Below are 21,715 nucleotides of genomic sequence, written 5' to 3'. Positions count from 1 at the left end.
ACAAAAATCTCAGACTTCCTATGATCAACCGTAGAAACCTGCTCAAATCCCTTGTTTTGGCTCCTTTGGCTGGAGTGGCCGTAAATGCTGAAGCAAAGCCCGCTGTCAAAAGAGAAAGCACCTTTAAATTTTCCCTGAACACCTCCACCATTCGGGGACAAAAACTTAGCCTTCCTGAAATCATCGAATTGACCGCTCGGGCAGGTTACGATGGGTTTGAACCATGGATGATGGAAATCCAAGCCTATCTAGAAAGCGGGAAGAGCTTGGCTTCCCTGAAAAAACTAGCATCTGATGCAGGTTTGGAGTTTTTTGATTGCATAGGCTTCCCCACTTGGATGGCTCAGGATGAAGAAAAGAGCAAGGCAGGTTTTGCCCAGATGGAAAAGGAAATGGGGATATTAGCCGAATTGGGTTGCCCCCGAGTAGCTGCTCCCGCTATAGGAACTGAAGCACCCTTGGACCTGATGCAGGCAGGTGAAAAGTATAAAAATCTTTTGGATTTAGGACGGAAAACCGGAGTCATGCCTCAATTGGAATTTTGGGGAGCTTATCCTTCTTTCCATCATTTGGGACAAGCTATGATGGTGGCTGCCGTAGCAAATGACCCCGATGCCAAAATCCTCGCCGATGTCTATCATTTATTCAGAGGGGGATCGGGTTTTGAGGGGATGAAACTACTCGATGGACAGGCAATTGATATTTTTCATTTGAATGATGTGCCGGGTGATATTCCTCGATTGGAGCAACAAGACAAGGATAGAGTATTCCCAGGAGATGGAGCAGCACCCATGCAGGAGCTAGCCAATACCCTCAAATCCAAGGGTGGAGAGATAATCTTATCCTTAGAACTCTTTAACCCCACCTATTATGCCATGGATGCGGATTATGTGGTGAAAACAGGTTTGGAGAAGATGAAGCGGTTTTTTTAACGACTCAACCCTTGAGGTTTTCAAAACCTCGAGGGTTTTCTTTTTTTCCCTGCTATTCGGGATTTGCAATCACGAATCCATCTCAAGGCTTCATTTCCATCTTGCTGGCACTGATTCAACGTCTCCAAACAAAAAACCCTGCGCCAGCGCTAGGGATCGTGGTTACCATTTAACCCCGGGTAAAACCCGGGCCTGCCTGCCGGTAGGCAGGGCTATTGATAATTTCGCTCCTACGGAGCTTTTTAGAAAAAGATCCACCAGAAAATAATGATTTGCCAACGTGTGCGGTGGGATGACGCAGCCGCGAGGTGTGGGTAGGCCTAGAGCGTGGAAGCTTAGCTGCGTCTTGACTTTTTGATTCTTTTTTGTCAAGAAAAAAGAATGAAAAAATCATTTCCATCTTGCTGGCACTAATCCAACATTTCCAAACATAAAATACTGCGCCAGCGCTGGGGAAACAATGGTAAACCAAATACCCCGGGTTAAAACCCGGGCCTGCCTGCCGGTAGGCAGGGCTACAAAAAATTAAACTCCTACAGAGTTTTTTCATGCTTAGGGACATTTTCTTCTTCAATCCCGAAATTCATACCATTTACCGATCACCTCTTACTTAAAAAATCCATACCTAACGGTTCTATCCTGATACTCCTACCACTTTCCAACCTTCCAACTTTTCCACTTTCAAACCCCATCACCCAAACAAATCCGAACTCAAATAGCGATCGCCTCGATCACAGGTGATACAAACAATCAAACCTTCTTCTAATTCTTTGGAAAGCTCGATAGCGGCATGCAAAGCTCCTCCACTACTCATTCCCGCCAAAATCCCTTCTTCTTTCGCCAATCTACGCGTCATTTGAGTCGCTTGGTCCTGACTGACATCAATGACCCGATCTACTCGGGAAGGATCAAAAATGGCTGGTAAAAATTCAGGAGACCAACGTCTGATTCCAGGAATACTGGATCCTTCAGTTGGTTGCGTTCCGACAATCTGGATAGCAGGATTCATCTCTTTCAAGAACATGGAAACACCCATGATAGTACCTGTAGTCCCCATGGCGGATACAAAATGTGTCACTTTGCCTCCTGTATCTTTCCAAATTTCAGGACCGGTACTTTTATAATGAGCCAGGTAATTATCGTTATTCCCAAACTGATTTAGCATAAAATACCCTTCTTCATCTCGCATTTTTTCTGCTAAAACCCGTGAATATTCAATAGTTTTTGCGGCAGGAGTTAAAATGACTTTGGCGCCATAAGCTTCCATGGACAATACTCGCTCCCGGGTAGAGTTATCAGGCATAATCAAAGTCATATCCAATCCCAGAACTTTTGAAACCATGGCTAGGGCAATTCCTGTGTTTCCGCTGGTAGCCTCCACCAACTTATCCCTTTTTTTTATTTCTCCTCTGTCCAAAGCCGACTTCAGCATATTGTAGGCTGCTCGGTCTTTCACACTTCCTCCGGGATTTTGTCCTTCCATTTTACAGAGGATTTTGACCTTAGGGTTAGTAGGAATATGTGCTAACTCCACCAAAGGAGTATTTCCAATCAAATCAACTAGTTGCATCTGGATCATTTTTAAAAACGTACAAATCTGTCACATCCGAATCCGCGTGGTACATTTTCGCTTGATAGTAAACCTTGGAACCGGCAGGGATAGATTTAGTCAACCACACATTACCTCCAATGGTACTTCCCTTTCCAATAACCGTCTTTCCTCCCAAAATGGTAGCCCCCGCATAAATCACTACGTCATCTTCGATAGTTGGATGTCGCTTCACGTCTGCATCGGCTTTTTCCACGCTCAAGGCTCCTAAGGTAACGCCTTGATAGATTTTCACATGATTACCGATTACAGTCGTCTCACCAATCACCACACCAGTTCCGTGATCAATACAAAAATGCTGACCGATACGCGCTCCAGGGTGAATATCAATTCCGGTTCGGCTGTGCGCCAATTCGGTAATCATCCTCGGAATCAATTTGATCCCTAATAGATGAAGTTCGTTGGCAATACGGTAGGCTGCAATGGCGTAAAAACCAGGATAGGATCGGAGAATTTCTGTTCGGGATTTTGCGGCAGGATCTCCAGCATACATAGCATCCACATCTTGATTGACCCAATCATAAACCCGCTCCAAATTGGCAAAAAACTGTCCCGCCAACTTTTTCCCATCCTGTCCATGCAGATGGGTATTCCTTTCCAAAATCTTGGAGAGTCGCTCCTGAAGTTCTTCCAGCTTGGATTTCACTTCACTTTCTTCTTTTATTTTTTGAACTGAATGCTCAGGAAATAATAAACCTAAGAGATTTTCGAAAAAATGCTGAACAACCTGTGGGGATGGGCAATCAGAGCATTCCTGATGCGCTTGGTATATTTTTTTTAGTAATGAGTTCATCGAATAGGTTAGGTCTGTCTTTACATGACAAAACCCACACGAATGACATAAGGTTCACCGTAGGGCGATCGAAGATTGTCATGAAGGACATTGTAAAGGAAGGTGAAATTGGCGCCACCCCTACCGCCACCGAATGGCGCAAAGTAACCGCCTCCCAGAAAAAGTCCATTTGCCCAAATCCGCTCAAATCGATCTGTTAGTAAATTGTAATTGTCAAAATTGATGGATTCAAACTCTGTATGGAGGAAAATATTGGGAAGTACATTGTAGCGATTGAAAACTCTCCAACCATAGGTCGAAGAAGAGCCTCCGATATATCGTCTATCATCGAAATATTGGTAGGTAATTCCTAATCCAGCAGAATAGCGATCAGTGATCATTACCCCTGCCAAAGGAGATACATCAATCAGGGTAATTGTCCCAAACTGCATCCCGAAATTCCCGCCGAAATACAATCTATCTTTAAAAGAAGTGCTATCACTGTAGATGGGACGCTGCGCAAAAGCGATTGAACTGAACAAAAAAAGCCCGAAAAACAGGGCTTTGAATTTATTTCTTGACGATAACATAGAGATCCTCCGTTTCTTTCTTCATAAAGTACTTTTCACGAGCAAACTTCTCCATGAGTTCCGGATTGTTCATTAATTCTTCCCGTTCCTCCTTGATTTTGGCTTTTCGCTCTAAAAAATATTCCTTCCTATCTTCGAGTTCATTCAGCTTTCGACTTAGCTTGAATTGATTTACCAAATTATTCGAATCAATAAAAATCATCCATAACAGGAAAAAAGAACCTGCTAGCACATAGAAATTGGTGGTGATTTTGAAAAGCTTTCTCATGATTCTCCGAATGCAGTATTTGCTAAAATAGAAATAAATCGCCCTAATTGGACTGTAATTTTTTCGATTTAGTCTATTAAACAAAAATAATGCAAAAAAAGGCAGCCATTTCTGACTGCCTTTTTGAATATGTATTTACTGAGGTGAATTTCACCCGCAAGTTGTGGGATTTACTTCAATCGACCTTTAAATACAGCTGACTCACCCAACTGCTCTTCAATACGAAGCAATTGATTGTATTTAGCCATTCGATCGGAACGAGAAGCAGAACCAGTTTTGATTTGTCCAGTGTTCAAAGCCACAGCTAAATCTGCGATTGTCGCATCTTCAGTTTCTCCAGAACGGTGGGACATTACAGCTGTAAATCCTGCCTTGTGAGCCAAATTCACCGCATTGATGGTCTCAGTCAAGGTTCCGATTTGGTTTACCTTCACCAAGATGGAATTAGCAGACTTCTCTTCGATTCCGCGCTTCAAGAATTTCACATTGGTCACAAACAAGTCGTCACCAACCAATTGAACTCTATCTCCAATTTTTGCGGTCAACATATTCCAGCCCATCCAATCATCTTCTGCACAACCATCTTCAATGGAATCGATTGGATATTTTTCAGTAAGTTCTGCCAAGTAAGCAACCTGTTCTTCTCTAGATCTTACTTTCCCAGTAGGTCCTTCAAACTTGGAGTAATCGTATTTTCCATCTTTATAAAACTCGGAAGAAGCACAATCCAAGGCGATAGTTACATCATCCCCGGCTTTGTATCCAGCTTTTGCGATCGCATCCAAAATGCAACCTAAAGCCTCTTCAGTACCTCCGGAGAAGTTTGGAGCGAAACCACCCTCATCTCCTACTGCTGTACTTAGATTTTTATCATGAAGGATTTTCTTTAAATGATGGAAAATTTCAGTTCCCATTCGAATCGCCTGAGAGAAGCTATCCGCTCCAACAGGACGAATCATGAATTCTTGGAAAGCAATAGGCGCGTCAGAATGGGATCCTCCGTTAATGATATTCATCATAGGAACAGGAAGCGTATTTGCATTTACTCCACCGATGTATCGATAAAGCGGTTGGCCAGCTTCCATCGCTGCTGCTTTTGCTACAGCCAAGGAAACTCCCAAAATCGCATTTGCGCCCAATCTTCCTTTATTTGGAGTTCCATCCAAATCGATCATGATTTGATCGATCAGATTTTGCTCGAATACATCAAAGCCAACAAGCTCTGAAGCGATGATATCATTTACATTGGCAACGGCTTTTAATACTCCTTTGCCCAAGTATACATTCTTATCTCCGTCTCGAAGTTCTACAGCTTCATTAGCTCCGGTAGATGCACCACTAGGAACTGCCGCACGGCCAAAAGCTCCATTTTCGGTTACTACATCCACCTCAATGGTAGGATTACCTCTAGAGTCGAGGATTTGTCTGGCGTGAATTGATTGAATCAACGTCATAGTTTAAAAGGTTTTGAGATTAGTTTTTATTGATTAAGTCGATAAAATCATCGAATAAATATCGAGAATCGTGTGGTCCAGGAGAAGACTCCGGGTGGTATTGCACCGAGAATGCTGGTTTATTGGTCAACTTGATTCCTGCTACAGTATTATCATTCAAATGGACATGCGTGATCTCTACATCAGGATGCTTTTCGGTATCCTCTCGTACGATGTTGAAGCCATGGTTTTGAGAAGTTATTTCACTCTTTCCAGTCACCAAGTTTTTGATAGGATGATTGATCCCTCTATGTCCATGGTGCATTTTAAAGGTGGAAATTCCCACAGCCTCCGCAAGCAATTGATGCCCTAAGCAAATTCCAAAGACTGGTTTGTCCGTTTCAAGAATTTCCTTGACAGTATCTACTGCATAATCCATTGCTGCTGGATCACCAGGTCCATTGGAAAGGAAATAGGCATTTGGAGCCCAGGATTCCATCTCTTCAAGAGAAGTTTTCGCAGGGAAAACCTTACAATAAACTCCTCGAGCGGCTAAATTTCGAAGGATGTTCTTTTTGATCCCAAAATCTAGGCAAGCTATGCGAATAGGTGAATCCTCATCTCCAAAGAAGTAAGGCTCTTGGGTACAAACCTTGGAAGAAAGCTCCAAACCATTCATATCAGGCAACTTGTCAAGTTCTGCTTTCAATCCTTCTAAATCACCTTCATATTCGGAACTGATAATTGCATTCATTGCTCCTTGGGAACGGATATGACGAACGAGTTTCCGAGTATCGATATCTGCTATACCAGTGATTTTGTATTTCACGAGGTAATCTTGAAGGGAACCATCTCCATCTAATCGGGAATAGGTCTCAGAAAAACTATTGACCACAATTCCTCCGATAGTAGGATGATCAGATTCCACCTCTTCATGATGAACACCATAATTCCCGATATGGGAAGTAGTGGTTACAATCACTTGACCGGTGTAAGATGGATCAGTGTATATTTCCTGATACCCAGTCATACCAGTGTTGAAACAAATTTCCCCACCATTGGTACCGGGGTTTCCAATCAAAGAACCGTGGAAAACTGTTCCATCGGCGAGTAGTAGAGTTGCTTTCTTTTTTATCATTTTTGGAAGGATTGTCCAAAGTTAAATATTTCTCATAATGAGATGGAATTCAAGGCAAGAAAACCTTGTGATCGATTGGAATATTCAAAAAAAAAGGATTGAACGAATGTCCAATCCTTTTGAAATGAATGATTCCACAATTTAGTTTTTCTCAGTTTCTTCTGAACTTTCACCAGAAGCTTCAGGAGCTTCGTTAGCAGGCTCTTCAGCGGCAGCTTCAGCTTGTGGAGTTTCCACAACTTCTTCCTTAGCAGCTGGAGCAGCTTCAGCAGATTTACCAGAACCTCTTCTAGATCTTCTAGTAGTCTTCTTAGCTGGCTTGCTTTCCTTCAACATCAATTCGTTGAAGTCAACCAATTCGATGATACACATTTCTGCGTTGTCACCCAATCGGAAACCAGTCTTAATAATTCTAGTGTATCCTCCTGGACGAGTTCCAACTTTAGCAATCACTTCACCAAACAATGATTTGATCGCTTCTTTGTTCTTCAAGTAGGAGAATGCTACCCGACGGTTGTGGGTTGTATCTTCTTTAGCTCTGGTAATCAGAGGCTCTACAAATTTCTTAAGTTCCTTAGCCTTTGCAAGCGTGGTGGAGATACGCTTGTGAAGAATCAAGGACGTGGCCATATTGGATAGCATTGCTTTCCGGTGGGCTGCCTTTCTTCCAAGGTGGTTGAATTTCTTGCCGTGTCTCATTTTATTTATTCTTCATCAAGTTTATACTTTGAAATATCCATTCCAAAGGTGAGGCCTTTGTCTTGAATCAACTGCTCAAGCTCTGCAAGGGATTTCTTTCCGAAGTTTCGGAATTTCATCATGTCAGAGATTTCAAGCTTAGCCAAGTCACCTAAGGTCTTGACATCAGCCGCTTTAAGGCAGTTGAATGCCCGAACGGAAAGGTCAAGATCACTCAAGGAAGTCTTGAGTAGTTTTCTCATGTGAAGGAACTCCTCATCGATTGGTTCTGGCTCAGCCACACCGGTAGAATCAAGAACCATGGTCTGGTCAGAGAACAACATGAAGTGTTGGATCAAGATCTTAGCTGATTCCTGAAGTGCTTTCTCCGGGTGGATAGATCCATCAGTAGTTACTTCCAAGATCAATTTTTCGAAGTCAGTCTTTTGCTCAACTCGAGTGTTCTCAACGCTGTACTTCACGTTTTTGATTGGTGTGAAGATGGCATCGATCGCGATCTGACCAAATATTTGTTCCTTTGGTTTGGATTCTTCAGCAGGTAGATAACCTCTTCCTTTTTCGACAGTCAATTCGATTTCAAAAGTCTTGGACTCATCGATATGGCAAATCACCAATTCCGGATTCAAGATTTCGAAAGAAGAGGTGAACTTAGCGATGTCCCCTGCAGTGAAGACAGACTGATTTTTAACTTCGACAGTAATTTTTCCATCAAAAGCCTCGTGGACTTTTTTGAAACGCACCTGCTTCAAGTTCAAAATAATGTCGGTCACATCCTCCACTACACCTTCGATGGTAGAAAACTCATGCACCACTCCAGGAATTTTGATGGAAGTGATGGCATAACCCTCCAGCGAAGAAAGCAATATCCTTCTCAGAGCGTTACCGATAGTAACTCCATAGCCTTTTTCTAGTGGTTTAAAGGTGAATAAGCCGTGAAAGTCATCAGCCTTTTCCATCACCACTTTCTCAGGCATTTGAAATGCTAGTATGGACATATATTGTTCGTTGTTTTTTGCTGAAAATAGAAAATATTACTTAGAGTAGAGTTCGACGATCAACTGCTCTTTGATATTCTCAGGAATATCATCACGAGAAGGAATGCTGACGAACTTTCCGGTTAGGGTAGGCTTGTCCCACTCCAACCAAGAGTACTTGTGTGCACCTCCGGTACCAGCCAAGCTGTCTGTAACAGCTTCCAAAGACTTGGAACGCTCACGTACAGAAACAACATCACCTGGTCTCAAGGTGAAAGAAGGAATATTCACTACTTCTCCGTTAACTAAGATGTGCTTGTGAGAAACAAGCTGTCTTGCTGCACGACGAGTAGGAGCAATTCCCAATCTATAGACGGTGTTGTCCAATCTTGCTTCTAAAAGCTGAAGAAGGTTTTCACCGGTAATTCCAGTCTTACGGGAAGCAATGTCAAACAATTTCGCGAATTGTCTTTCCAATACTCCGTAGATGTATTTAGCTTTTTGCTTTTCGGCAAGCTGAATAGCATATTCAGATTGCTTCTTTCTACGACCTCTTCCGTGCTGTCCTGGAGGGTAGTTTTTCTTTTGAAGTGCTTTGCTATGCCCTTCAATAGGCTCGCCAAATTTTCTGGCGATCTTGGATTTAGGACCTGTATATCTAGCCATTCTCTTTCTGTTTTAAAATTAAACTCTTCTACGCTTAGGAGGTCTACAACCGTTGTGAGGAAGTGGAGTCACATCAATGATAGTTGTAACGTCCAATCCTACGTTTTGCAAAGTTCTGATTGCAGATTCACGACCTGCACCAGGTCCTTTTACAAAAACCTCGATTTTTCTCAATCCCAAATCGTAGGCTACCTGACCACAGTTTTGTGCAGCCATTTGAGCGGCATAGGGAGTGTTTTTCTTGGAGCCTCTGAAGCCCATTTTACCGGCAGATGCCCAAGAGATCACTTGTCCTGCATTGTTGGTAATAGAGATGATGATGTTGTTGAAAGAGGCTTTGATGTGAGCTTGGCCTACTGCTTCAACTTTTACAACTCGCTTTTTACCTTTTGATTTATCGTTTCTTTTCTGAGCCATAATCTAATTCAGGTTTTATTTAGTTGCCTTCTTCTTGTTAGCAACAGTTTTACGCTTACCCTTTCTTGTTCTGGCGTTGTTTTTGGTCTTTTGACCACGCACAGGAAGTCCTTTTCTGTGTCTCAATCCTCGATAACAACCGATATCCATCAATCGCTTGATGTTCAATTGTACTTCAGACTTAAGAACACCTTCAGTCCGGTATTCTTCAGCGATGATGTTACGAATCTTAGTAGACTCGTCATCATCCCATTCACCGGCCTTTTTGTCAAAGGAAATTCCGGCTTTGTTCAGGATCGCTCTGGCGGAGCTTCGGCCAATTCCGAAGATATAGGTTAGCCCGATTTCGCCACGCTTATGGTCTGGTATATCTACACCTGCAATTCTAGCCATAATCTTAACCTTGTCTTTGTTTAAACTTAGGATTCTTTTTGTTGATGACGTAAAGCTTTCCTTTTCTTCTGATCACCTTACAGTCAGCGCTTCTCTTTTTGATAGATGCCCTTACTTTCATTTTCTTTTATTTATATCTATATACTATTCTTCCTTTGGAAAGGTCATAGGGAGAAAGCTCCAACTTGACCCGATCACCGGGGAGGATTTTGATATAATTCATCCTCATTTTCCCGGAAATGTGCGCAATCAACTGATGCCCATTTTCTAGTTCTACTTTAAACATCGCATTGGATAGGGCTTCGATGATTGTCCCATCCTGCTCGATAGAAGTTTGTTTGGCCATATTAGAATTTATAATTCTCTTCTATGTATTTATGTGAAGTCAATACTTCAGTTCGATCTTCGAAAATTGCAACTGTATGCTCATAATGAGCTGATGGTTTTCGATCCGCAGTTCGGATAGTCCAGCCATCTCGCTCTTGGACGATATTTCGCGTTCCAAGATTAATCATGGGCTCAATCGCAATTACCATCCCTTCCTTTAACAAGGGACCGCTGCCTTTTTTGCCGTAATTGGGAACTTCGGGAGATTCGTGAAGATTTCGTCCCAGTCCGTGACCTACTAATTCGCGAACAACGGTATAACCTTTGGCTTCAACGAATTTTTGAATCGCATGACCTATATCCCCAATCCTATTTCCAAAAACTGCTTTTTCTATTCCCAAATAGAGTGAATCCTTAGTGGCACGTAATAAATCTAAGACTGGGGATGAAACTTCACCTACGGGATACGTATAAGCGGAATCGCTATGAAAACCTTGGTGAAAGACTCCACAATCTACTGAGATTATATCGCCATCTTTCAATTCATACTCGCTGGGAAATCCGTGAACAACAACTTCATTCACGGAAATACAGAGTGAAGCAGGAAAGCCATTATATCCTTTAAAGGATGGAACAGCTCCATGATCCCTGATAAACTCTTCAGCAATTTTATCTAGATAAGAGGTCTTTACCCCTATCTTAATATTCTTAGCTATTTCCCCATGGGCTTTCGCTAGAATATCGGCACTTTCTTTAATCTTTTGAACCTCTTCTGAGGTCTTATAATGAATCATCTTAAGCTACTTGGTAATTTGAAGCGTTATTCTTCATATTACCACTCTTCATCATTCCTTCATAGTGACGCATCAATAGATAACTTTCGATTTGACGAAGGGTATCCATAATCACACCAACCATAATTAGAAGAGAAGTACCTCCATAGAATTGAGCAAACTCTCCACCTACACCTGCAATAATTGCCAAGGCAGGAAGAATCGCAACTACAGCCAATAAGACTGAACCAGGAAGCGTAATCTTAGAGATGATACCATCAATAAATTCAGCAGTCGGTGCTCCCGGCTTAATTCCAGGAACGAAGCCGCCGTTTCGCTTCATATCTTCAGCAATCTGCTCCGGATTAACAGTAATCGCAGTATAGAAGAATGTGAAGACAATAATCAAAACAGCAAACAACAAATTGTATTGCCAAGAAGTAAAGTCAGAGAAGGTGGTTCCAATGTAGTTTGCAATATCACTTTCACCAGCCCAAATCTGTGCAATCAAAGCAGGCACAAACATCAAAGACTGAGCAAAAATGATAGGCATTACCCCAGAAGCATTTACTTTGATAGGAATGTATTGACGCTGACCGCCATATACTTTTCCACCTACCACTTGCTTGGCATACTGAACAGGTATTCTTCTTGTAGCTTCAGTCAAAGCAACAACTCCAACTACTACGAAGAAAAGAACGCCAGCTTCTATCAATAACAGGAGTAAACCTGAAGATCCTTTTTCCAAAACCTCAGCAATAATTGCCCCTGGGAATCTGGAGATGATACCGATCATGATCAACATGGAAATACCATTGCCGATTCCTTTTTCAGTAATCTTTTCTCCTAACCACATACAGAACATGGTTCCAGCAGAAAGCAACACCAAAGAACTGAACATGAACAAACCAGTACTTACCATTACTGCTCCTGTTGGAAGAATGGTAGCAGTGACATATCCAATACCTTGTGCTATAGTAATTAAAATGGTCAAGACACGGGTAATCTGATTGATTCTTTTACGACCAGACTCCCCTTCCTTTTGCATTTTTTGGAAATAAGGAACCCCGACAGTCAACAACTGCAACACGATGGAAGCAGAGATATATGGCATGATTCCCAATCCAAAAATGGAGGCATTACTAAATGCTCCACCTAGGAAAGTATCAATCAAGCCAAAAATTCCCTCCTGAGGACCACCCAATCTAGAAGGATCTACACCGGGAAGAACAACGAAAGATCCCAATCGGAAAATGATTAGGAATCCTACCGTATTGAGAATCCTTACTCGAAGGTCTTCAATAGAGAAAATATTCTTAACTGTCGAAATAAACTTTTTCATTTAATTAAATTCTGTTAACGGAACCACCCGCTTTTTCAATGGACTCAACAGCGCTTGCAGAGAAGCTATGAGCCGTTACGGAAACCTTAGAAGACAATTCGCCACCACCAAGGACTTTTACTTTGTCATTCTTGGAAGCAATTCCATGAGCTACCATGGTATCGAAATCGATAGTCTCCAATTTGTAATCCGTAGCAAGCTGCTGCAAGGTATCCAAATTTACCGGTTTGAACTCAACTCGGTTTAGACTTTTAAAGCCAAACTTAGGAACTCTTCTTTGAAGAGGCATCTGACCACCTTCAAAGCCTAGTTTACGCTTGTAGCCGGAACGAGATTTGGCACCTTTATGTCCTCTGGTGGAAGTCCCTCCTCTACCGGAGCCTGGACCTCGACCAATTCGCTTTCGGTTCTTGGTAGAACCATCCGCTGGTTTTAATGTATGCAGTTTCATGATTAAGCTTCCTCTACTTTTACAAGATGATTTACTTTTCTGACCATCCCGGCGATCTGAGGAGTGTTTTCCACTTCCACAGTTCTGTTGATCTTACCAAGTCCAAGAGCAACGATTGTAGCTTTTTGATCTTTTGGTCTTTTGATGGTCGACTTGATTTGTGTGATTTTGATCTTCGCCATGATGATTATCCGTTAAAAACTTTAGACATTTTAACACCACGCTGCTGAGAAACGGCGATTGCGTCACGCAAATGCATTAAGGCATCAATAGTTGCTTTAACCACGTTGTGAGGGTTAGAAGAACCTTTTGACTTTGCCAAAACGTCAGTTACACCAGCTGATTCAAGTACAGCACGCATCGCACCACCGGCAATCACACCGGTACCAGCAGCTGCAGGCTTAATCAATACTAGACCACCACCGAATTTACCAATCTGCTCGTGAGGAATAGTTCCTTTCAAAACTGGAACCTTTACCAAGTTTTTCTTAGCATCCTCAATTCCTTTAGTGATAGCGTCAGTTACCTCATTAGCTTTACCTAATCCGTAACCCACTACACCATTTCCGTCACCAACAACTACGATAGCGGAAAACGAGAATCGACGACCACCTTTAACTACTTTGGCAACACGATTGATCGCTACTACCTTTTCTTTAAGTTCTGTATCTGTAGCCCTGATAGGCTTTTTTCTTAGTTGAGACATAGCTGATTAAAATTTAAGGCCTCCCTCTCTAGCACCTTCTGCCAAAGCTTTTACATTTCCATGGTACAAATAACCGTTTCGATCAAATACCACTACTTCAACACCATTTGCAGTAGCTCTTTCAGCAAGCTTTTTACCTACTTCCTTAGAGATCTCCACATTGACGTTTTTCTTGGCTCCTAGCTCCTTTGAAGAAGCAGATGCAAGGGTATGCCCTTTAAGGTCATCCACCAATTGTGCATAAATCCCCGTATTACTCTTGAATACGGATAAACGAGGTCTGGAATCAGTACCGGAAATTTTTTTCCGAATACCCTGCTTGATTCTAAGTCTTCTGGAATTCTTATTAAATGCCATAACCTATTATTTTTTAGCGGCAGTTTTACCAGCCTTACGTCTAATTTGTTCACCAACAAAACGGACACCTTTTCCTTTGTAAGGTTCGATCTTACGAAGGGATCTGATTTTAGCAGCTACTTGTCCGATCAATTCCTTGTCAATTGCTTCTAGCGTGATGATTGGGTTTTTACCCTTAGCTGTTTCAGTTTTAACAGCTACATCAGCTGGCAATGCAAAGAAGATACTGTGCGAATAACCCAAGTTGAGTTCTAGCACCTGTCCCTGGTTAGAAGCTTTGTAACCCACACCAACCAATTCAAGCTCTTTCTTGTATCCTTCGGAAACACCGATGACCATATTATTGATCAATGAACGGTACAATCCGTGCATGGATTTATGACGCTTAGAGTCAGTAGGTCGGGAAACGACAACCTCATTTCCTTCAACTTTCACCTGGATATCAGGATTTACCTGCTGTACCAGTGTACCCTTTGGACCTTTAACAGTAACCACTCCGTGAGCAGTCACGTCTACAGTAACACCGCTGGGTAGATCTATTGGTTTTTTACCTATTCTTGACATGATAGTAAATTAATATACGTAGCAAAGTACTTCACCCCCAATGCCTTCATTGCGGGCTTCTTTATCAGTCATTACCCCTTTAGAGGTAGAAATGATAGCTACACCTAGTCCATTAATGACACGAGGAAGCTCATCATGTTTTGCGTATTTACGAAGCCCTGGCTTGGAAACACGACTTAAGTTGATGATTGCATTTTGCTTGGTTACAGGATTATACTTCAAGGCAATTTTGATAGTGCCCTGAGGTCCATTATCCTCAAACTTATAGTTTTGGATGTAACCTTTATCATGCAATACTTTCGTGATTTCCTTCTTGATGTTTGAAGCAGGAATTTCTACGATTCGATGAGAAGCCTTGATGGCATTTCTCAATCGGGTTAGATAATCGGCTATTGGATCAGTCATGATATTTTAAGTCTAGCTCCGCCCGTTTTGGGCGTGCAAAGTTACGAATTGATTTTTTAAATAAAAACTACTGTCGTGATTTTACCAGCTGGACTTAGTGATTCCCGGAATCTTACCTGCAGCGGCCATTTCCCGGAAAGTAACACGATTGATACCAAACTTTCTCATGTAGCCTTTTGGACGGCCGGTAAGTTTGCATCGGTTATGAAGTCTTACCGGAGAGGCATTTCTTGGTAATTTATCAAGTGCTTCGTAATCACCAGCTGCTTTCAGCTCAGCTCTTTTCTTAGCATACTTGGCTACCAAGCGCTCTCTTTTTCTCTCACGAGCTTTGATGGACTCTCTAGCCATATTATTGTGGATTATTTTTATTGACGAAAGGCATTCCGAAAGCTTTGAGCAATGCAAAACTTTCTTCATCGGTATTAGCGGAAGTCACAAAAGTGATGTCCATACCGGAGATTCTATTCACTTTTTCGATGGAGATCTCTGGGAAGATAATCTGCTCAGTCACACCTAAAGTATAGTTTCCTCTTCCATCGAAACCTTTATCGGAGATTCCTTTGAAGTCTCGTACACGAGGCAAAGCTACAGTCATCAATCTGTCCAAGAATTCATACATTCTCTCACCTCTCAAGGTAACCTTTGCTCCAATAGGCATGCCTTCACGAAGCTTAAAGTTGGACACAGATTTCTTAGCGATAGTAGCTACTGCACGCTGACCACTGATCAAAGAAAGTTCTTCTACTCCCTGGTCTACCAATTTCTTGTCAGCTACGGCAGCACCGATTCCTTTGTTAATCACAATCTTGCTCAACTTAGGAACCTGCATTACAGATTTATACTGGAATTTCTCCTTTAATGCCGGAACGATATCGTTCAGGTATTTTTCTTTCATTCTGGGATTAGCCATTGATCACCTCCCCTGTTTTCTTAGAATATCTAACTAGTTTCCCGTTTTCTCCTTGCTTGCGTCCTGTACGAGTTGCCTCCCCAGTCTTAGGGTCGATCAACATCAAATTACTGATATGTACAGAAGCTTCTTTCTTTTCGATACCGCCTTGAGGCTTAGCTGCAGTAGGCTTCACGTGCTTAGTCACGATGTTGATTCCTTCTACAAAAGCTCTTTGCTTTTGGGTATCGACAGCAAGGATTTTCCCTGTTTTACCTTTATCATCACCAGCGATCACCTTTACGGTATCTCCGGTCTTCACATGCAGTTTAGCCTGCTTTTTGATCACTTTTTTCATGATTACAATACTTCAGGGGCCAAAGAAACGATTTTCATATACTGCTTCTCCCGAAGCTCTCTAGCCACAGGGCCGAAGATACGGGTACCTCTTGGTTCGTCGTTGTTGTTCAACAACACCGCAGCATTATCTTCAAAACGGATATAGGATCCGTCCTTACGTCTTACCTCTTTTTTGGTACGTACGATTACCGCTTTAGAAACGGTACCTTTTTTCATGTTGCTGGAAGATAGGGCTGATTTTACAGTAACGACTACTTTGTCGCCGATAGAAGCATAGCGCTTCTTCGTTCCACCCAATACACGGATCACCAATACTTCTTTAGCACCGGAATTGTCCGCAACGCTTAGTCTGGATTCTTGCTGTATCATGATTATTTAGCCCTTTCAATAATTTCAACTAATCTCCAACGCTTGTTCTTACTCAGCGGACGAGTTTCACTGATTTTCACGATGTCACCTGGGTTACATTCGTTCTTCTCGTCATGAGCCATAAATTTGGTAGTCTTTGCAACGAACTTACCGTAGATACCGTGCTTCACACGTCTTTCTACAGCTACAGTAATGGACTTGTCCATTTTGTTGCTAATGACCTTACCAACTCTTTCTTTACGAAGATTTCTTTCGATCGTAGCCATTTTCTTATCTGTTAGCTATTATTTGGCGGCCAATGCAGTCTTCAATCTTGCGATCAAACGCTTGGTCTCCCGGATTCTGTTAGGATTTTCGATAGGAGAAATTGAGTGAGCAAATTGCAACTTGCTCAGATTCGTTTTCTCGGCGCTGATTTTTTCAGCGATTTCACTTGCGGAAAGTGAAGTAATTTCTGAGTATTTCATAGTGATGATTATTCTGCGTAATCTCTACGGACAATAAACTTCGTGCTAACTGGCAATTTTTGCTGAGCAAGTCGAAGAGCTTCCTTCGCTGTTTCGATAGAAACTCCAGTTGCTTCAAACAAGATGGTACCAGGCTTGATCACTGCTACCCAGTATTCAGGAGCACCCTTACCTTTACCCATACGCACTTCAGCAGGCTTCTTGGTGATAGGTTTGTCAGGGAAAATTCTGATCCAAACCTGACCTTCACGCTTCATTGCACGGGTCATCGCGATACGGGCTGCCTCAATCTGCCGGGAGGTAATCCATCCAGCTTCTAGAGACTTGATGCCAAAGTTGCCAAAAGCGAGCGTATGCCCTCTTTGAGCGATGCCTTTGACACGGCCCTTCTGCATTTTTCTATACTTAGTTCTTTTTGGCTGTAACATGATTTCTCACTTAACGGTGAAAATTAGCTATTTCTTTTTCTACGTCTTGGACCTCGGTCGTTCTTGGCTCCACCTCTACCCTTAGGCTCGTTAGCAGCTCCTTGGTTAGGAGAAAGATCTCGCTTACCATATACTTCACCTTTAAAGATCCATACTTTGATACCGATGATACCATAAACGGTCTGCGCTTCAGAAACAGCATAATCAATGTCTGCACGCAGGGTATGAAGAGGAATTCTTCCTTCCTTGTACATTTCAGATCGTGCCATTTCAGCACCACCCAAACGACCGGAAAGTTTAACCTTGATTCCTTCAGCTCCTACTCGCATAGAAGCAGCAATAGCTTGCTTCATCGCACGACGGAAGGAGATTCTTGCCTGAAGCTGCTGAGCGATAGACTCACCTACCAATTTTGCATCCAATTCAGGTCTTTTGATCTCAAAAATATTGATCTGGATGTCCTTGTTAGTAAGCTTCTTCAGCTCTTCTTTCAACTTGTCAACTTCGGCACCACCTTTACCAATCACTACTCCCGGACGAGCGGTATGAATAGTCAAAGTAATTCTCTTAAGCGTACGCTCAATGATTACTTTAGAAATACCACCCTTAGGGATTCTGGCAAGGACGTACTTTCGGATTTTTTGATCTTCGTATAGTTTCTCAGCGAAGTCTTTCCCACCATACCAGTTGGAATCCCAGCCTTTGATTATACCAAGTCGCAATCCTATTGGGTTAATCTTTTGTCCCATAGTCTGTTCTTAATTTGCCTGTTCGTTAGTTTCTACTATATCAGCGGTAACGTCCATGTCGTTGAAAGAATCAACTACAAGAGTCACATGATTTGATCTTTTGCGAATGCGGTGACCGCGACCTTGAGGAGCTGGTCTCAATCTTTTGAGAGATCTACCTTCATTGACCATGATGGTCTTTACATATAGATCTGCTTCTTCAAGTTTAGCGTCAGGATTTTTCGCTTGCCAGTTGGCCACAGCAGATAGGAGAAGCTTTTCCAGACGGATTGCTCCGTGATTTGGAGTGTACTTCAGAATGCTCAAGGCCAATCCCACTCTTTTGCCTCTGACCAAGTCAGCGACTAGACGCATTTTGCGCGGAGAGGTAGGAACGTTATTTAATCTTGCTACTGCTTCCATGATTATCTCTTTCCTTTATCTTTTTTGGCAATGTGGCCTCTGAAATTTCTGGTTGGAGCAAATTCACCTAGCTTGTGACCTACCATATTGTCTGTTACAAATACTGGAATGAATTTATTTCCATTATGCACAGCAAAGGTATGACCAACGAAATCCGGAGAAATCATAGATCGTCGAGACCAAGTCTTGATGACAGATTTCTTTCCTGATTCGTTCATCGCGTCCACTTTCTTCAGAAGGTGATGCTCGATATAAGGACCTTTTTTTAATGAACGTGCCATGTTTATTTAGATCTTTTACTAATGATGAACTTGTTTGAATACTTCTTAGGGCTACGGGTTTTCTTACCTTTCGCAAGAAGTCCTGTACGGGATCTAGGATGACCACCGGAAGATCGGCCTTCACCACCACCCATTGGGTGATCTACTGGGTTCATAGCCACACCTCTTACTCGAGGTCTTCTTCCTAACCATCTCTTTCTACCGGCTTTACCAAGAACCACGTTCATGTGGTCACCATTGGATACTGTACCCACAGTGGCCATACATGCACCCAATACAAGTCTCATCTCTCCAGATGGAAGCTTGATGGTAACATACTTACCCTCACGAGCAACGATCTGTGCGTATCCACCAGCACTTCGTACCATGGCAGCACCTTTACCTGGCTTCAATTCCACACAGTGTACGATAGTACCCATAGGGATATTTGCCAAAGGCATTGCGTTACCAACTTCTGGAGCAACTTGCTCACCGGAAATCACTGTTTGCCCTACTTGCAAACCTTCCGGAGCGATAATGTAGGCTTTAGCACCGTCAGCATAGTAAAGAAGGGCCAAACGGGCTGTTCTATTAGGATCGTACTCAATCGCCTTTACGGTAGCTGGAACACCAAACTTATTACGCTTGAAGTCCACGACTCTGAGTCTTCTCTTATGACCACCACCGATATAGCGAGCGGTCATCTTGCCATCATTATTTCTACCACCTGATTTCTTCAGAGGAGCAAGCAAAGATTTCTCTGGCTTTGATTTGGTGATCTCATCAAAAGCTGGAGCTACTCTGAATCTTGTCCCTGGAGTTACAGGCTTTAATTTTTTAATTGCCATGATTTCGATTCAATTAAATTTCTCCGTAAAAGTCAATTACCTCTCCGTCAGCTACCTGTACGATTGCTTTTTTGAAAGCATTGGTAAATCCTGACACGATACCTGTTTTGGTGTAACGAGTCTTACGCTTGGCAGCGTAACGCATGGTTCTTACAGACACCACTTTTACACCGTAGGTTTTTTCTACAGCATTCTTGATTTCTGGCTTTTTAGCGGTCTTGTCCACGATAAATCCGTAAACTCCTCGCTCGTTCATAGCAGAAATCTTTTCTGTAATCAAAGGCTGCTTTAGAATATCCATTGTCTTATTTCGATAAAATGGTTTCCAACTTACTTACAGAACCTTCGCAAAGCACCAAGTGGTCAGCATTAAGAAGGGAGTAAGTATTCACATCATTCACAGTCACAACTTTTGCCTTAGGGATATTTCTGCTGGACAGGTAAACGTTCTTGTTGTCTTCAGGGAGAACCAAAAGCGTCTTCTTATCGGATAGCGCCAATCCATTAAGCAAAGCCAGATATGTTTTTGTCTTTGGAACATCGAAAGAGATGTTTTCCAAAATAGACAAGCTATTATCTTTCACCTTATAAGCAAGGGCAGACTTTCTGGCTAGTTGTTTTACTTTTTTATTGAGTTTGAAAGAGTAGTTTCTTGGCTTAGGACCAAAAACTCTACCTCCACCTCTAAATACCGGAGATTTCAAAGACCCTGCACGGGCAGTACCGGTACCTTTTTGCTTTTTGATCTTCTTAGTAGATCCAGCAATTTCATTTCTTTCTTTAGACTTATGCGTTCCCTGTCTTTGATTAGCCAGGTACTGCTTCACATCCAGATAAATGGCGTTGTCATTTGGCTCGATGCCAAAAATCTCATCGGACAACTGTACCTTTCTTCCGGTATCTTCGCCTTTTTGATTTAATACTGCTAATTCCATGGCTTACTTCTCTAGAATTACATAAGAATTTTTGTGACCTGGTACTGAACCGGATACCAATAGAAGATTTTTCTCAGGATATACTTTCAATATTCTGAGGTTCAACACCTTCACACGGTTTCCGCCAGTTCTTCCAGCCATTCGCATTCCCTTAAATACTCGGGAAGGCCAAGAACAAGCACCGATCGAACCTGGGTGTCGCTGTCTGTTGTGCTGACCGTGAGTTTGACCACCCACACCACCAAAACCATGACGCTTCACAACCCCCTGGAAGCCTTTACCTTTTGAGGTTCCGATTGCATCGATGAAGTCACCTTCTACGAATACCTCGGAAGCCTTAACCGTAGCTCCTAGATCTACCTGGCCTTCAAATTCGACCCGGAAATCACGGAACTCAACAACCTTCTGCTTTGGCGTAGTACCGGCCTTCTTGAAGTGACCGATCAATGGCTTAGGAGTATTTTTCTCCTTTCGCTCTCCATACGCCAACTGCACTGCGTTGTACCCGTCTGTTTCAACGTTTTTTACTTGCGTCACTACGCAAGGACCAGCTTCTATTAGCGTGCATGCGACGTTACGTCCATCGGCACTAAAAATGCTAGTCATTCCTACTTTTTTACCTATTATACCAGACATCTTTTGAAGATAATTTGATAATCCACAAGCGTTTACGCGCTTGGGGCCTTTTTAAGGACTGCAAAGTTACTGAAATAAAATTCTGCAACAAACCCCAACTCTTATATTTTCAAACATTTACGAAATATTTCAATTGGATTAAGGTAAAAATCTACCGCTATCCAACAGGATCTTTGCAGAATCAGGGCAAAACAAAAGACCTGCAAAAATTTGCAGGTCTTTTTTCTATATAATTTGGTTTAGTCTGTCAGACTTTGATCTCCACATCCACACCAGAAGGAAGCTCGATTTTCATCAAAGCATCAACCGTCTTGGATGAGTTGGAATAAATGTCCACCAAGCGCTTATAAGTACAAAGCTGGTATTGATCTCTCGCTTTCTTATTTACGTGTGGAGATTTCAATACAGTGAATTTCTCCTTTTTAGTAGGCAATGGAATTGGACCTACTACGACAGCTCCGGTAGCTTTTACCGCTTTCACGATCTTTTCTGATGACTTGTCCACCAGTGTGTGATCGTATGACTTAAGTTTTATTCTAATTTTCTGGTTCAT

At 42.3% G+C, this 21,715-nt stretch carries 37 protein-coding genes; 1 reads left to right on the top strand and 36 read right to left on the bottom strand.

Annotated elements, in window-relative coordinates:
• The first annotated feature begins 20 nt into the window (after positions 1-20).
• Complete coding sequence (locus tag NY014_RS14140) at positions 21-932, top strand: sugar phosphate isomerase/epimerase family protein (RefSeq protein ID WP_259415206.1); 912 nt, start codon at positions 21-23, stop codon at positions 930-932.
• 691 nt (positions 933-1,623) lie between these two features.
• Here the strand turns inward: NY014_RS14140 and cysM are convergent.
• The 36 genes from cysM to rpsJ form a co-directional block, all read right to left on the bottom strand.
• On the bottom strand, positions 1,624-2,502 hold the full coding sequence (gene cysM / locus NY014_RS14135) for a cysteine synthase CysM (RefSeq protein WP_259415205.1): 879 nt from the start codon (positions 2,500-2,502) through the stop codon (positions 1,624-1,626).
• Positions 2,489-3,334 carry a serine O-acetyltransferase gene (locus NY014_RS14130; protein ID WP_259415204.1) on the bottom strand — a complete coding sequence of 282 codons (846 nt, stop codon included), beginning with the start codon at positions 3,332-3,334 and terminating at the stop codon, positions 2,489-2,491. Before NY014_RS14130 ends, cysM begins: the two co-directional genes overlap by 14 nt.
• Positions 3,335-3,354: 20 nt before the next feature.
• Positions 3,355-3,903: a hypothetical protein gene (locus NY014_RS14125; protein ID WP_259415203.1), complete on the bottom strand. Its 549-nt coding sequence runs from the start codon at positions 3,901-3,903 to the stop codon at positions 3,355-3,357.
• Entirely contained in the window at positions 3,884-4,171 is a 288-nt protein-coding gene (locus tag NY014_RS14120) for an FtsB family cell division protein (RefSeq protein ID WP_135075413.1), read from the bottom strand. The genes NY014_RS14125 and NY014_RS14120 overlap by 20 nt, the downstream gene beginning before the upstream one ends.
• Positions 4,172-4,341: 170 nt before the next feature.
• Entirely contained in the window at positions 4,342-5,625 is a 1,284-nt protein-coding gene (eno, locus tag NY014_RS14115) for a phosphopyruvate hydratase (RefSeq protein ID WP_135075416.1), read from the bottom strand.
• 19 nt (positions 5,626-5,644) lie between these two features.
• Positions 5,645-6,742, bottom strand: coding sequence for a glutamine-hydrolyzing carbamoyl-phosphate synthase small subunit (gene carA, locus NY014_RS14110; RefSeq protein ID WP_259415202.1), 1,098 nt, complete (start codon positions 6,740-6,742; stop codon positions 5,645-5,647).
• Between the two features lie 141 nt (positions 6,743-6,883).
• Positions 6,884-7,441 (bottom strand): 50S ribosomal protein L17, encoded by a 558-nt coding sequence (gene rplQ / locus NY014_RS14105; RefSeq protein ID WP_259415201.1) that lies wholly within the window; start codon positions 7,439-7,441, stop codon positions 6,884-6,886.
• 5 nt (positions 7,442-7,446) lie between these two features.
• Positions 7,447-8,436, bottom strand: coding sequence for a DNA-directed RNA polymerase subunit alpha (locus NY014_RS14100; RefSeq protein ID WP_259415200.1), 990 nt, complete (start codon positions 8,434-8,436; stop codon positions 7,447-7,449).
• A gap of 36 nt (positions 8,437-8,472) precedes the next feature.
• Positions 8,473-9,081, bottom strand: coding sequence for a 30S ribosomal protein S4 (gene rpsD, locus NY014_RS14095; protein ID WP_259415199.1), 609 nt, complete (start codon positions 9,079-9,081; stop codon positions 8,473-8,475).
• A gap of 18 nt (positions 9,082-9,099) precedes the next feature.
• Positions 9,100-9,498 (bottom strand): 30S ribosomal protein S11, encoded by a 399-nt coding sequence (gene rpsK / locus NY014_RS14090; RefSeq protein ID WP_067544612.1) that lies wholly within the window; start codon positions 9,496-9,498, stop codon positions 9,100-9,102.
• A gap of 15 nt (positions 9,499-9,513) precedes the next feature.
• The gene (rpsM, locus tag NY014_RS14085; protein WP_135075430.1) at positions 9,514-9,891 is read right to left on the bottom strand and encodes a 30S ribosomal protein S13; all 378 of its coding nucleotides are present in this window, start codon (positions 9,889-9,891) and stop codon (positions 9,514-9,516) included.
• Between the two features lie 4 nt (positions 9,892-9,895).
• Positions 9,896-10,012 (bottom strand): type B 50S ribosomal protein L36, encoded by a 117-nt coding sequence (ykgO, locus tag NY014_RS14080; protein ID WP_081701372.1) that lies wholly within the window; start codon positions 10,010-10,012, stop codon positions 9,896-9,898.
• A 6-nt stretch (positions 10,013-10,018) separates the two neighbouring features.
• The gene (infA, locus tag NY014_RS14075; protein WP_008202999.1) at positions 10,019-10,237 is read right to left on the bottom strand and encodes a translation initiation factor IF-1; all 219 of its coding nucleotides are present in this window, start codon (positions 10,235-10,237) and stop codon (positions 10,019-10,021) included.
• 1 nt (position 10,238) lies between these two features.
• Positions 10,239-11,012: a type I methionyl aminopeptidase gene (gene map, locus NY014_RS14070; RefSeq protein WP_259415197.1), complete on the bottom strand. Its 774-nt coding sequence runs from the start codon at positions 11,010-11,012 to the stop codon at positions 10,239-10,241.
• A gap of 1 nt (position 11,013) precedes the next feature.
• Positions 11,014-12,333, bottom strand: a complete 1,320-nt coding sequence (secY, locus tag NY014_RS14065; RefSeq protein WP_259415196.1) for a preprotein translocase subunit SecY — start codon at positions 12,331-12,333, stop codon at positions 11,014-11,016.
• A 4-nt stretch (positions 12,334-12,337) separates the two neighbouring features.
• Positions 12,338-12,784: a 50S ribosomal protein L15 gene (rplO, locus tag NY014_RS14060; RefSeq protein WP_259415195.1), complete on the bottom strand. Its 447-nt coding sequence runs from the start codon at positions 12,782-12,784 to the stop codon at positions 12,338-12,340.
• Between the two features lie 2 nt (positions 12,785-12,786).
• Entirely contained in the window at positions 12,787-12,966 is a 180-nt protein-coding gene (gene rpmD, locus NY014_RS14055) for a 50S ribosomal protein L30 (RefSeq protein WP_135075442.1), read from the bottom strand.
• A gap of 5 nt (positions 12,967-12,971) precedes the next feature.
• On the bottom strand, positions 12,972-13,490 hold the full coding sequence (rpsE, locus tag NY014_RS14050) for a 30S ribosomal protein S5 (protein WP_259415194.1): 519 nt from the start codon (positions 13,488-13,490) through the stop codon (positions 12,972-12,974).
• A 6-nt stretch (positions 13,491-13,496) separates the two neighbouring features.
• Complete coding sequence (gene rplR / locus NY014_RS14045) at positions 13,497-13,847, bottom strand: 50S ribosomal protein L18 (protein WP_259415193.1); 351 nt, start codon at positions 13,845-13,847, stop codon at positions 13,497-13,499.
• A 6-nt stretch (positions 13,848-13,853) separates the two neighbouring features.
• A complete protein-coding gene (rplF, locus tag NY014_RS14040; RefSeq protein WP_259415192.1) occupies positions 13,854-14,411 on the bottom strand; it encodes a 50S ribosomal protein L6 in 558 nt (185 codons plus the stop codon).
• Positions 14,412-14,420: 9 nt separating this feature from the next.
• Positions 14,421-14,816, bottom strand: a complete 396-nt coding sequence (rpsH, locus tag NY014_RS14035; protein WP_259415191.1) for a 30S ribosomal protein S8 — start codon at positions 14,814-14,816, stop codon at positions 14,421-14,423.
• An 81-nt stretch (positions 14,817-14,897) separates the two neighbouring features.
• The gene (rpsN, locus tag NY014_RS14030) at positions 14,898-15,167 is read right to left on the bottom strand and encodes a 30S ribosomal protein S14 (RefSeq protein ID WP_135075456.1); all 270 of its coding nucleotides are present in this window, start codon (positions 15,165-15,167) and stop codon (positions 14,898-14,900) included.
• 1 nt (position 15,168) lies between these two features.
• Positions 15,169-15,729 carry a 50S ribosomal protein L5 gene (gene rplE / locus NY014_RS14025; RefSeq protein ID WP_259415190.1) on the bottom strand — a complete coding sequence of 187 codons (561 nt, stop codon included), beginning with the start codon at positions 15,727-15,729 and terminating at the stop codon, positions 15,169-15,171.
• Positions 15,722-16,066: a 50S ribosomal protein L24 gene (gene rplX / locus NY014_RS14020; RefSeq protein ID WP_135075461.1), complete on the bottom strand. Its 345-nt coding sequence runs from the start codon at positions 16,064-16,066 to the stop codon at positions 15,722-15,724. The genes rplE and rplX overlap by 8 nt, the downstream gene beginning before the upstream one ends.
• 2 nt (positions 16,067-16,068) lie before the next feature.
• On the bottom strand, positions 16,069-16,437 hold the full coding sequence (gene rplN, locus NY014_RS14015) for a 50S ribosomal protein L14 (protein WP_135075464.1): 369 nt from the start codon (positions 16,435-16,437) through the stop codon (positions 16,069-16,071).
• 2 nt (positions 16,438-16,439) lie between these two features.
• Positions 16,440-16,703 (bottom strand): 30S ribosomal protein S17, encoded by a 264-nt coding sequence (gene rpsQ, locus NY014_RS14010; protein WP_259415189.1) that lies wholly within the window; start codon positions 16,701-16,703, stop codon positions 16,440-16,442.
• An 18-nt stretch (positions 16,704-16,721) separates the two neighbouring features.
• On the bottom strand, positions 16,722-16,904 hold the full coding sequence (gene rpmC, locus NY014_RS14005; RefSeq protein ID WP_135075470.1) for a 50S ribosomal protein L29: 183 nt from the start codon (positions 16,902-16,904) through the stop codon (positions 16,722-16,724).
• A gap of 8 nt (positions 16,905-16,912) precedes the next feature.
• Entirely contained in the window at positions 16,913-17,332 is a 420-nt protein-coding gene (gene rplP, locus NY014_RS14000; protein ID WP_135075473.1) for a 50S ribosomal protein L16, read from the bottom strand.
• A gap of 23 nt (positions 17,333-17,355) precedes the next feature.
• Positions 17,356-18,081 (bottom strand): 30S ribosomal protein S3, encoded by a 726-nt coding sequence (gene rpsC, locus NY014_RS13995; RefSeq protein WP_135075476.1) that lies wholly within the window; start codon positions 18,079-18,081, stop codon positions 17,356-17,358.
• Positions 18,082-18,090: 9 nt separating this feature from the next.
• Positions 18,091-18,483 carry a 50S ribosomal protein L22 gene (gene rplV, locus NY014_RS13990; RefSeq protein WP_135075479.1) on the bottom strand — a complete coding sequence of 131 codons (393 nt, stop codon included), beginning with the start codon at positions 18,481-18,483 and terminating at the stop codon, positions 18,091-18,093.
• 2 nt (positions 18,484-18,485) lie between these two features.
• Complete coding sequence (gene rpsS, locus NY014_RS13985) at positions 18,486-18,764, bottom strand: 30S ribosomal protein S19 (RefSeq protein ID WP_024284771.1); 279 nt, start codon at positions 18,762-18,764, stop codon at positions 18,486-18,488.
• Between the two features lie 2 nt (positions 18,765-18,766).
• Positions 18,767-19,591, bottom strand: coding sequence for a 50S ribosomal protein L2 (rplB, locus tag NY014_RS13980; protein WP_135075482.1), 825 nt, complete (start codon positions 19,589-19,591; stop codon positions 18,767-18,769).
• 13 nt (positions 19,592-19,604) lie between these two features.
• The gene (gene rplW / locus NY014_RS13975; RefSeq protein ID WP_135075485.1) at positions 19,605-19,892 is read right to left on the bottom strand and encodes a 50S ribosomal protein L23; all 288 of its coding nucleotides are present in this window, start codon (positions 19,890-19,892) and stop codon (positions 19,605-19,607) included.
• Between the two features lie 4 nt (positions 19,893-19,896).
• Complete coding sequence (gene rplD, locus NY014_RS13970) at positions 19,897-20,526, bottom strand: 50S ribosomal protein L4 (RefSeq protein ID WP_259415188.1); 630 nt, start codon at positions 20,524-20,526, stop codon at positions 19,897-19,899.
• 3 nt (positions 20,527-20,529) lie between these two features.
• A complete protein-coding gene (gene rplC, locus NY014_RS13965) occupies positions 20,530-21,162 on the bottom strand; it encodes a 50S ribosomal protein L3 (protein ID WP_259415187.1) in 633 nt (210 codons plus the stop codon).
• Between the two features lie 247 nt (positions 21,163-21,409).
• Entirely contained in the window at positions 21,410-21,715 is a 306-nt protein-coding gene (rpsJ, locus tag NY014_RS13960; protein WP_135075493.1) for a 30S ribosomal protein S10, read from the bottom strand.

Source organism: Algoriphagus limi, from assembly GCF_024919275.1.
Lineage (GTDB): Bacteria > Bacteroidota > Bacteroidia > Cytophagales > Cyclobacteriaceae > Algoriphagus > Algoriphagus limi.
This window is presented reverse-complemented; position numbering and strand designations above follow the sequence as displayed.

Coding starts and splice junctions, on each gene's coding strand:
- NY014_RS14140 (WP_259415206.1), top strand. CDS start 21: ATGATCAACCGTAGAAACCTGCTCAAATCCCTTGTTTTGGCTCCTTTG.
- cysM (WP_259415205.1), bottom strand. CDS start 2,502: ATGCAACTAGTTGATTTGATTGGAAATACTCCTTTGGTGGAGTTAGCA.
- NY014_RS14130 (WP_259415204.1), bottom strand. CDS start 3,334: ATGAACTCATTACTAAAAAAAATATACCAAGCGCATCAGGAATGCTCT.
- NY014_RS14125 (WP_259415203.1), bottom strand. CDS start 3,903: ATGTTATCGTCAAGAAATAAATTCAAAGCCCTGTTTTTCGGGCTTTTT.
- NY014_RS14120 (WP_135075413.1), bottom strand. CDS start 4,171: ATGAGAAAGCTTTTCAAAATCACCACCAATTTCTATGTGCTAGCAGGT.
- eno (WP_135075416.1), bottom strand. CDS start 5,625: ATGACGTTGATTCAATCAATTCACGCCAGACAAATCCTCGACTCTAGA.
- carA (WP_259415202.1), bottom strand. CDS start 6,742: ATGATAAAAAAGAAAGCAACTCTACTACTCGCCGATGGAACAGTTTTC.
- rplQ (WP_259415201.1), bottom strand. CDS start 7,441: ATGAGACACGGCAAGAAATTCAACCACCTTGGAAGAAAGGCAGCCCAC.
- NY014_RS14100 (WP_259415200.1), bottom strand. CDS start 8,436: ATGTCCATACTAGCATTTCAAATGCCTGAGAAAGTGGTGATGGAAAAG.
- rpsD (WP_259415199.1), bottom strand. CDS start 9,081: ATGGCTAGATATACAGGTCCTAAATCCAAGATCGCCAGAAAATTTGGC.
- rpsK (WP_067544612.1), bottom strand. CDS start 9,498: ATGGCTCAGAAAAGAAACGATAAATCAAAAGGTAAAAAGCGAGTTGTA.
- rpsM (WP_135075430.1), bottom strand. CDS start 9,891: ATGGCTAGAATTGCAGGTGTAGATATACCAGACCATAAGCGTGGCGAA.
- ykgO (WP_081701372.1), bottom strand. CDS start 10,012: ATGAAAGTAAGGGCATCTATCAAAAAGAGAAGCGCTGACTGTAAGGTG.
- infA (WP_008202999.1), bottom strand. CDS start 10,237: ATGGCCAAACAAACTTCTATCGAGCAGGATGGGACAATCATCGAAGCC.
- map (WP_259415197.1), bottom strand. CDS start 11,012: ATGATTCATTATAAGACCTCAGAAGAGGTTCAAAAGATTAAAGAAAGT.
- secY (WP_259415196.1), bottom strand. CDS start 12,333: ATGAAAAAGTTTATTTCGACAGTTAAGAATATTTTCTCTATTGAAGAC.
- rplO (WP_259415195.1), bottom strand. CDS start 12,784: ATGAAACTGCATACATTAAAACCAGCGGATGGTTCTACCAAGAACCGA.
- rpmD (WP_135075442.1), bottom strand. CDS start 12,966: ATGGCGAAGATCAAAATCACACAAATCAAGTCGACCATCAAAAGACCA.
- rpsE (WP_259415194.1), bottom strand. CDS start 13,490: ATGTCTCAACTAAGAAAAAAGCCTATCAGGGCTACAGATACAGAACTT.
- rplR (WP_259415193.1), bottom strand. CDS start 13,847: ATGGCATTTAATAAGAATTCCAGAAGACTTAGAATCAAGCAGGGTATT.
- rplF (WP_259415192.1), bottom strand. CDS start 14,411: ATGTCAAGAATAGGTAAAAAACCAATAGATCTACCCAGCGGTGTTACT.
- rpsH (WP_259415191.1), bottom strand. CDS start 14,816: ATGACTGATCCAATAGCCGATTATCTAACCCGATTGAGAAATGCCATC.
- rpsN (WP_135075456.1), bottom strand. CDS start 15,167: ATGGCTAGAGAGTCCATCAAAGCTCGTGAGAGAAAAAGAGAGCGCTTG.
- rplE (WP_259415190.1), bottom strand. CDS start 15,729: ATGGCTAATCCCAGAATGAAAGAAAAATACCTGAACGATATCGTTCCG.
- rplX (WP_135075461.1), bottom strand. CDS start 16,066: ATGAAAAAAGTGATCAAAAAGCAGGCTAAACTGCATGTGAAGACCGGA.
- rplN (WP_135075464.1), bottom strand. CDS start 16,437: ATGATACAGCAAGAATCCAGACTAAGCGTTGCGGACAATTCCGGTGCT.
- rpsQ (WP_259415189.1), bottom strand. CDS start 16,703: ATGGCTACGATCGAAAGAAATCTTCGTAAAGAAAGAGTTGGTAAGGTC.
- rpmC (WP_135075470.1), bottom strand. CDS start 16,904: ATGAAATACTCAGAAATTACTTCACTTTCCGCAAGTGAAATCGCTGAA.
- rplP (WP_135075473.1), bottom strand. CDS start 17,332: ATGTTACAGCCAAAAAGAACTAAGTATAGAAAAATGCAGAAGGGCCGT.
- rpsC (WP_135075476.1), bottom strand. CDS start 18,081: ATGGGACAAAAGATTAACCCAATAGGATTGCGACTTGGTATAATCAAA.
- rplV (WP_135075479.1), bottom strand. CDS start 18,483: ATGGAAGCAGTAGCAAGATTAAATAACGTTCCTACCTCTCCGCGCAAA.
- rpsS (WP_024284771.1), bottom strand. CDS start 18,764: ATGGCACGTTCATTAAAAAAAGGTCCTTATATCGAGCATCACCTTCTG.
- rplB (WP_135075482.1), bottom strand. CDS start 19,591: ATGGCAATTAAAAAATTAAAGCCTGTAACTCCAGGGACAAGATTCAGA.
- rplW (WP_135075485.1), bottom strand. CDS start 19,892: ATGGATATTCTAAAGCAGCCTTTGATTACAGAAAAGATTTCTGCTATG.
- rplD (WP_259415188.1), bottom strand. CDS start 20,526: ATGGAATTAGCAGTATTAAATCAAAAAGGCGAAGATACCGGAAGAAAG.
- rplC (WP_259415187.1), bottom strand. CDS start 21,162: ATGTCTGGTATAATAGGTAAAAAAGTAGGAATGACTAGCATTTTTAGT.
- rpsJ (WP_135075493.1), bottom strand. CDS start 21,715: ATGAACCAGAAAATTAGAATAAAACTTAAGTCATACGATCACACACTG.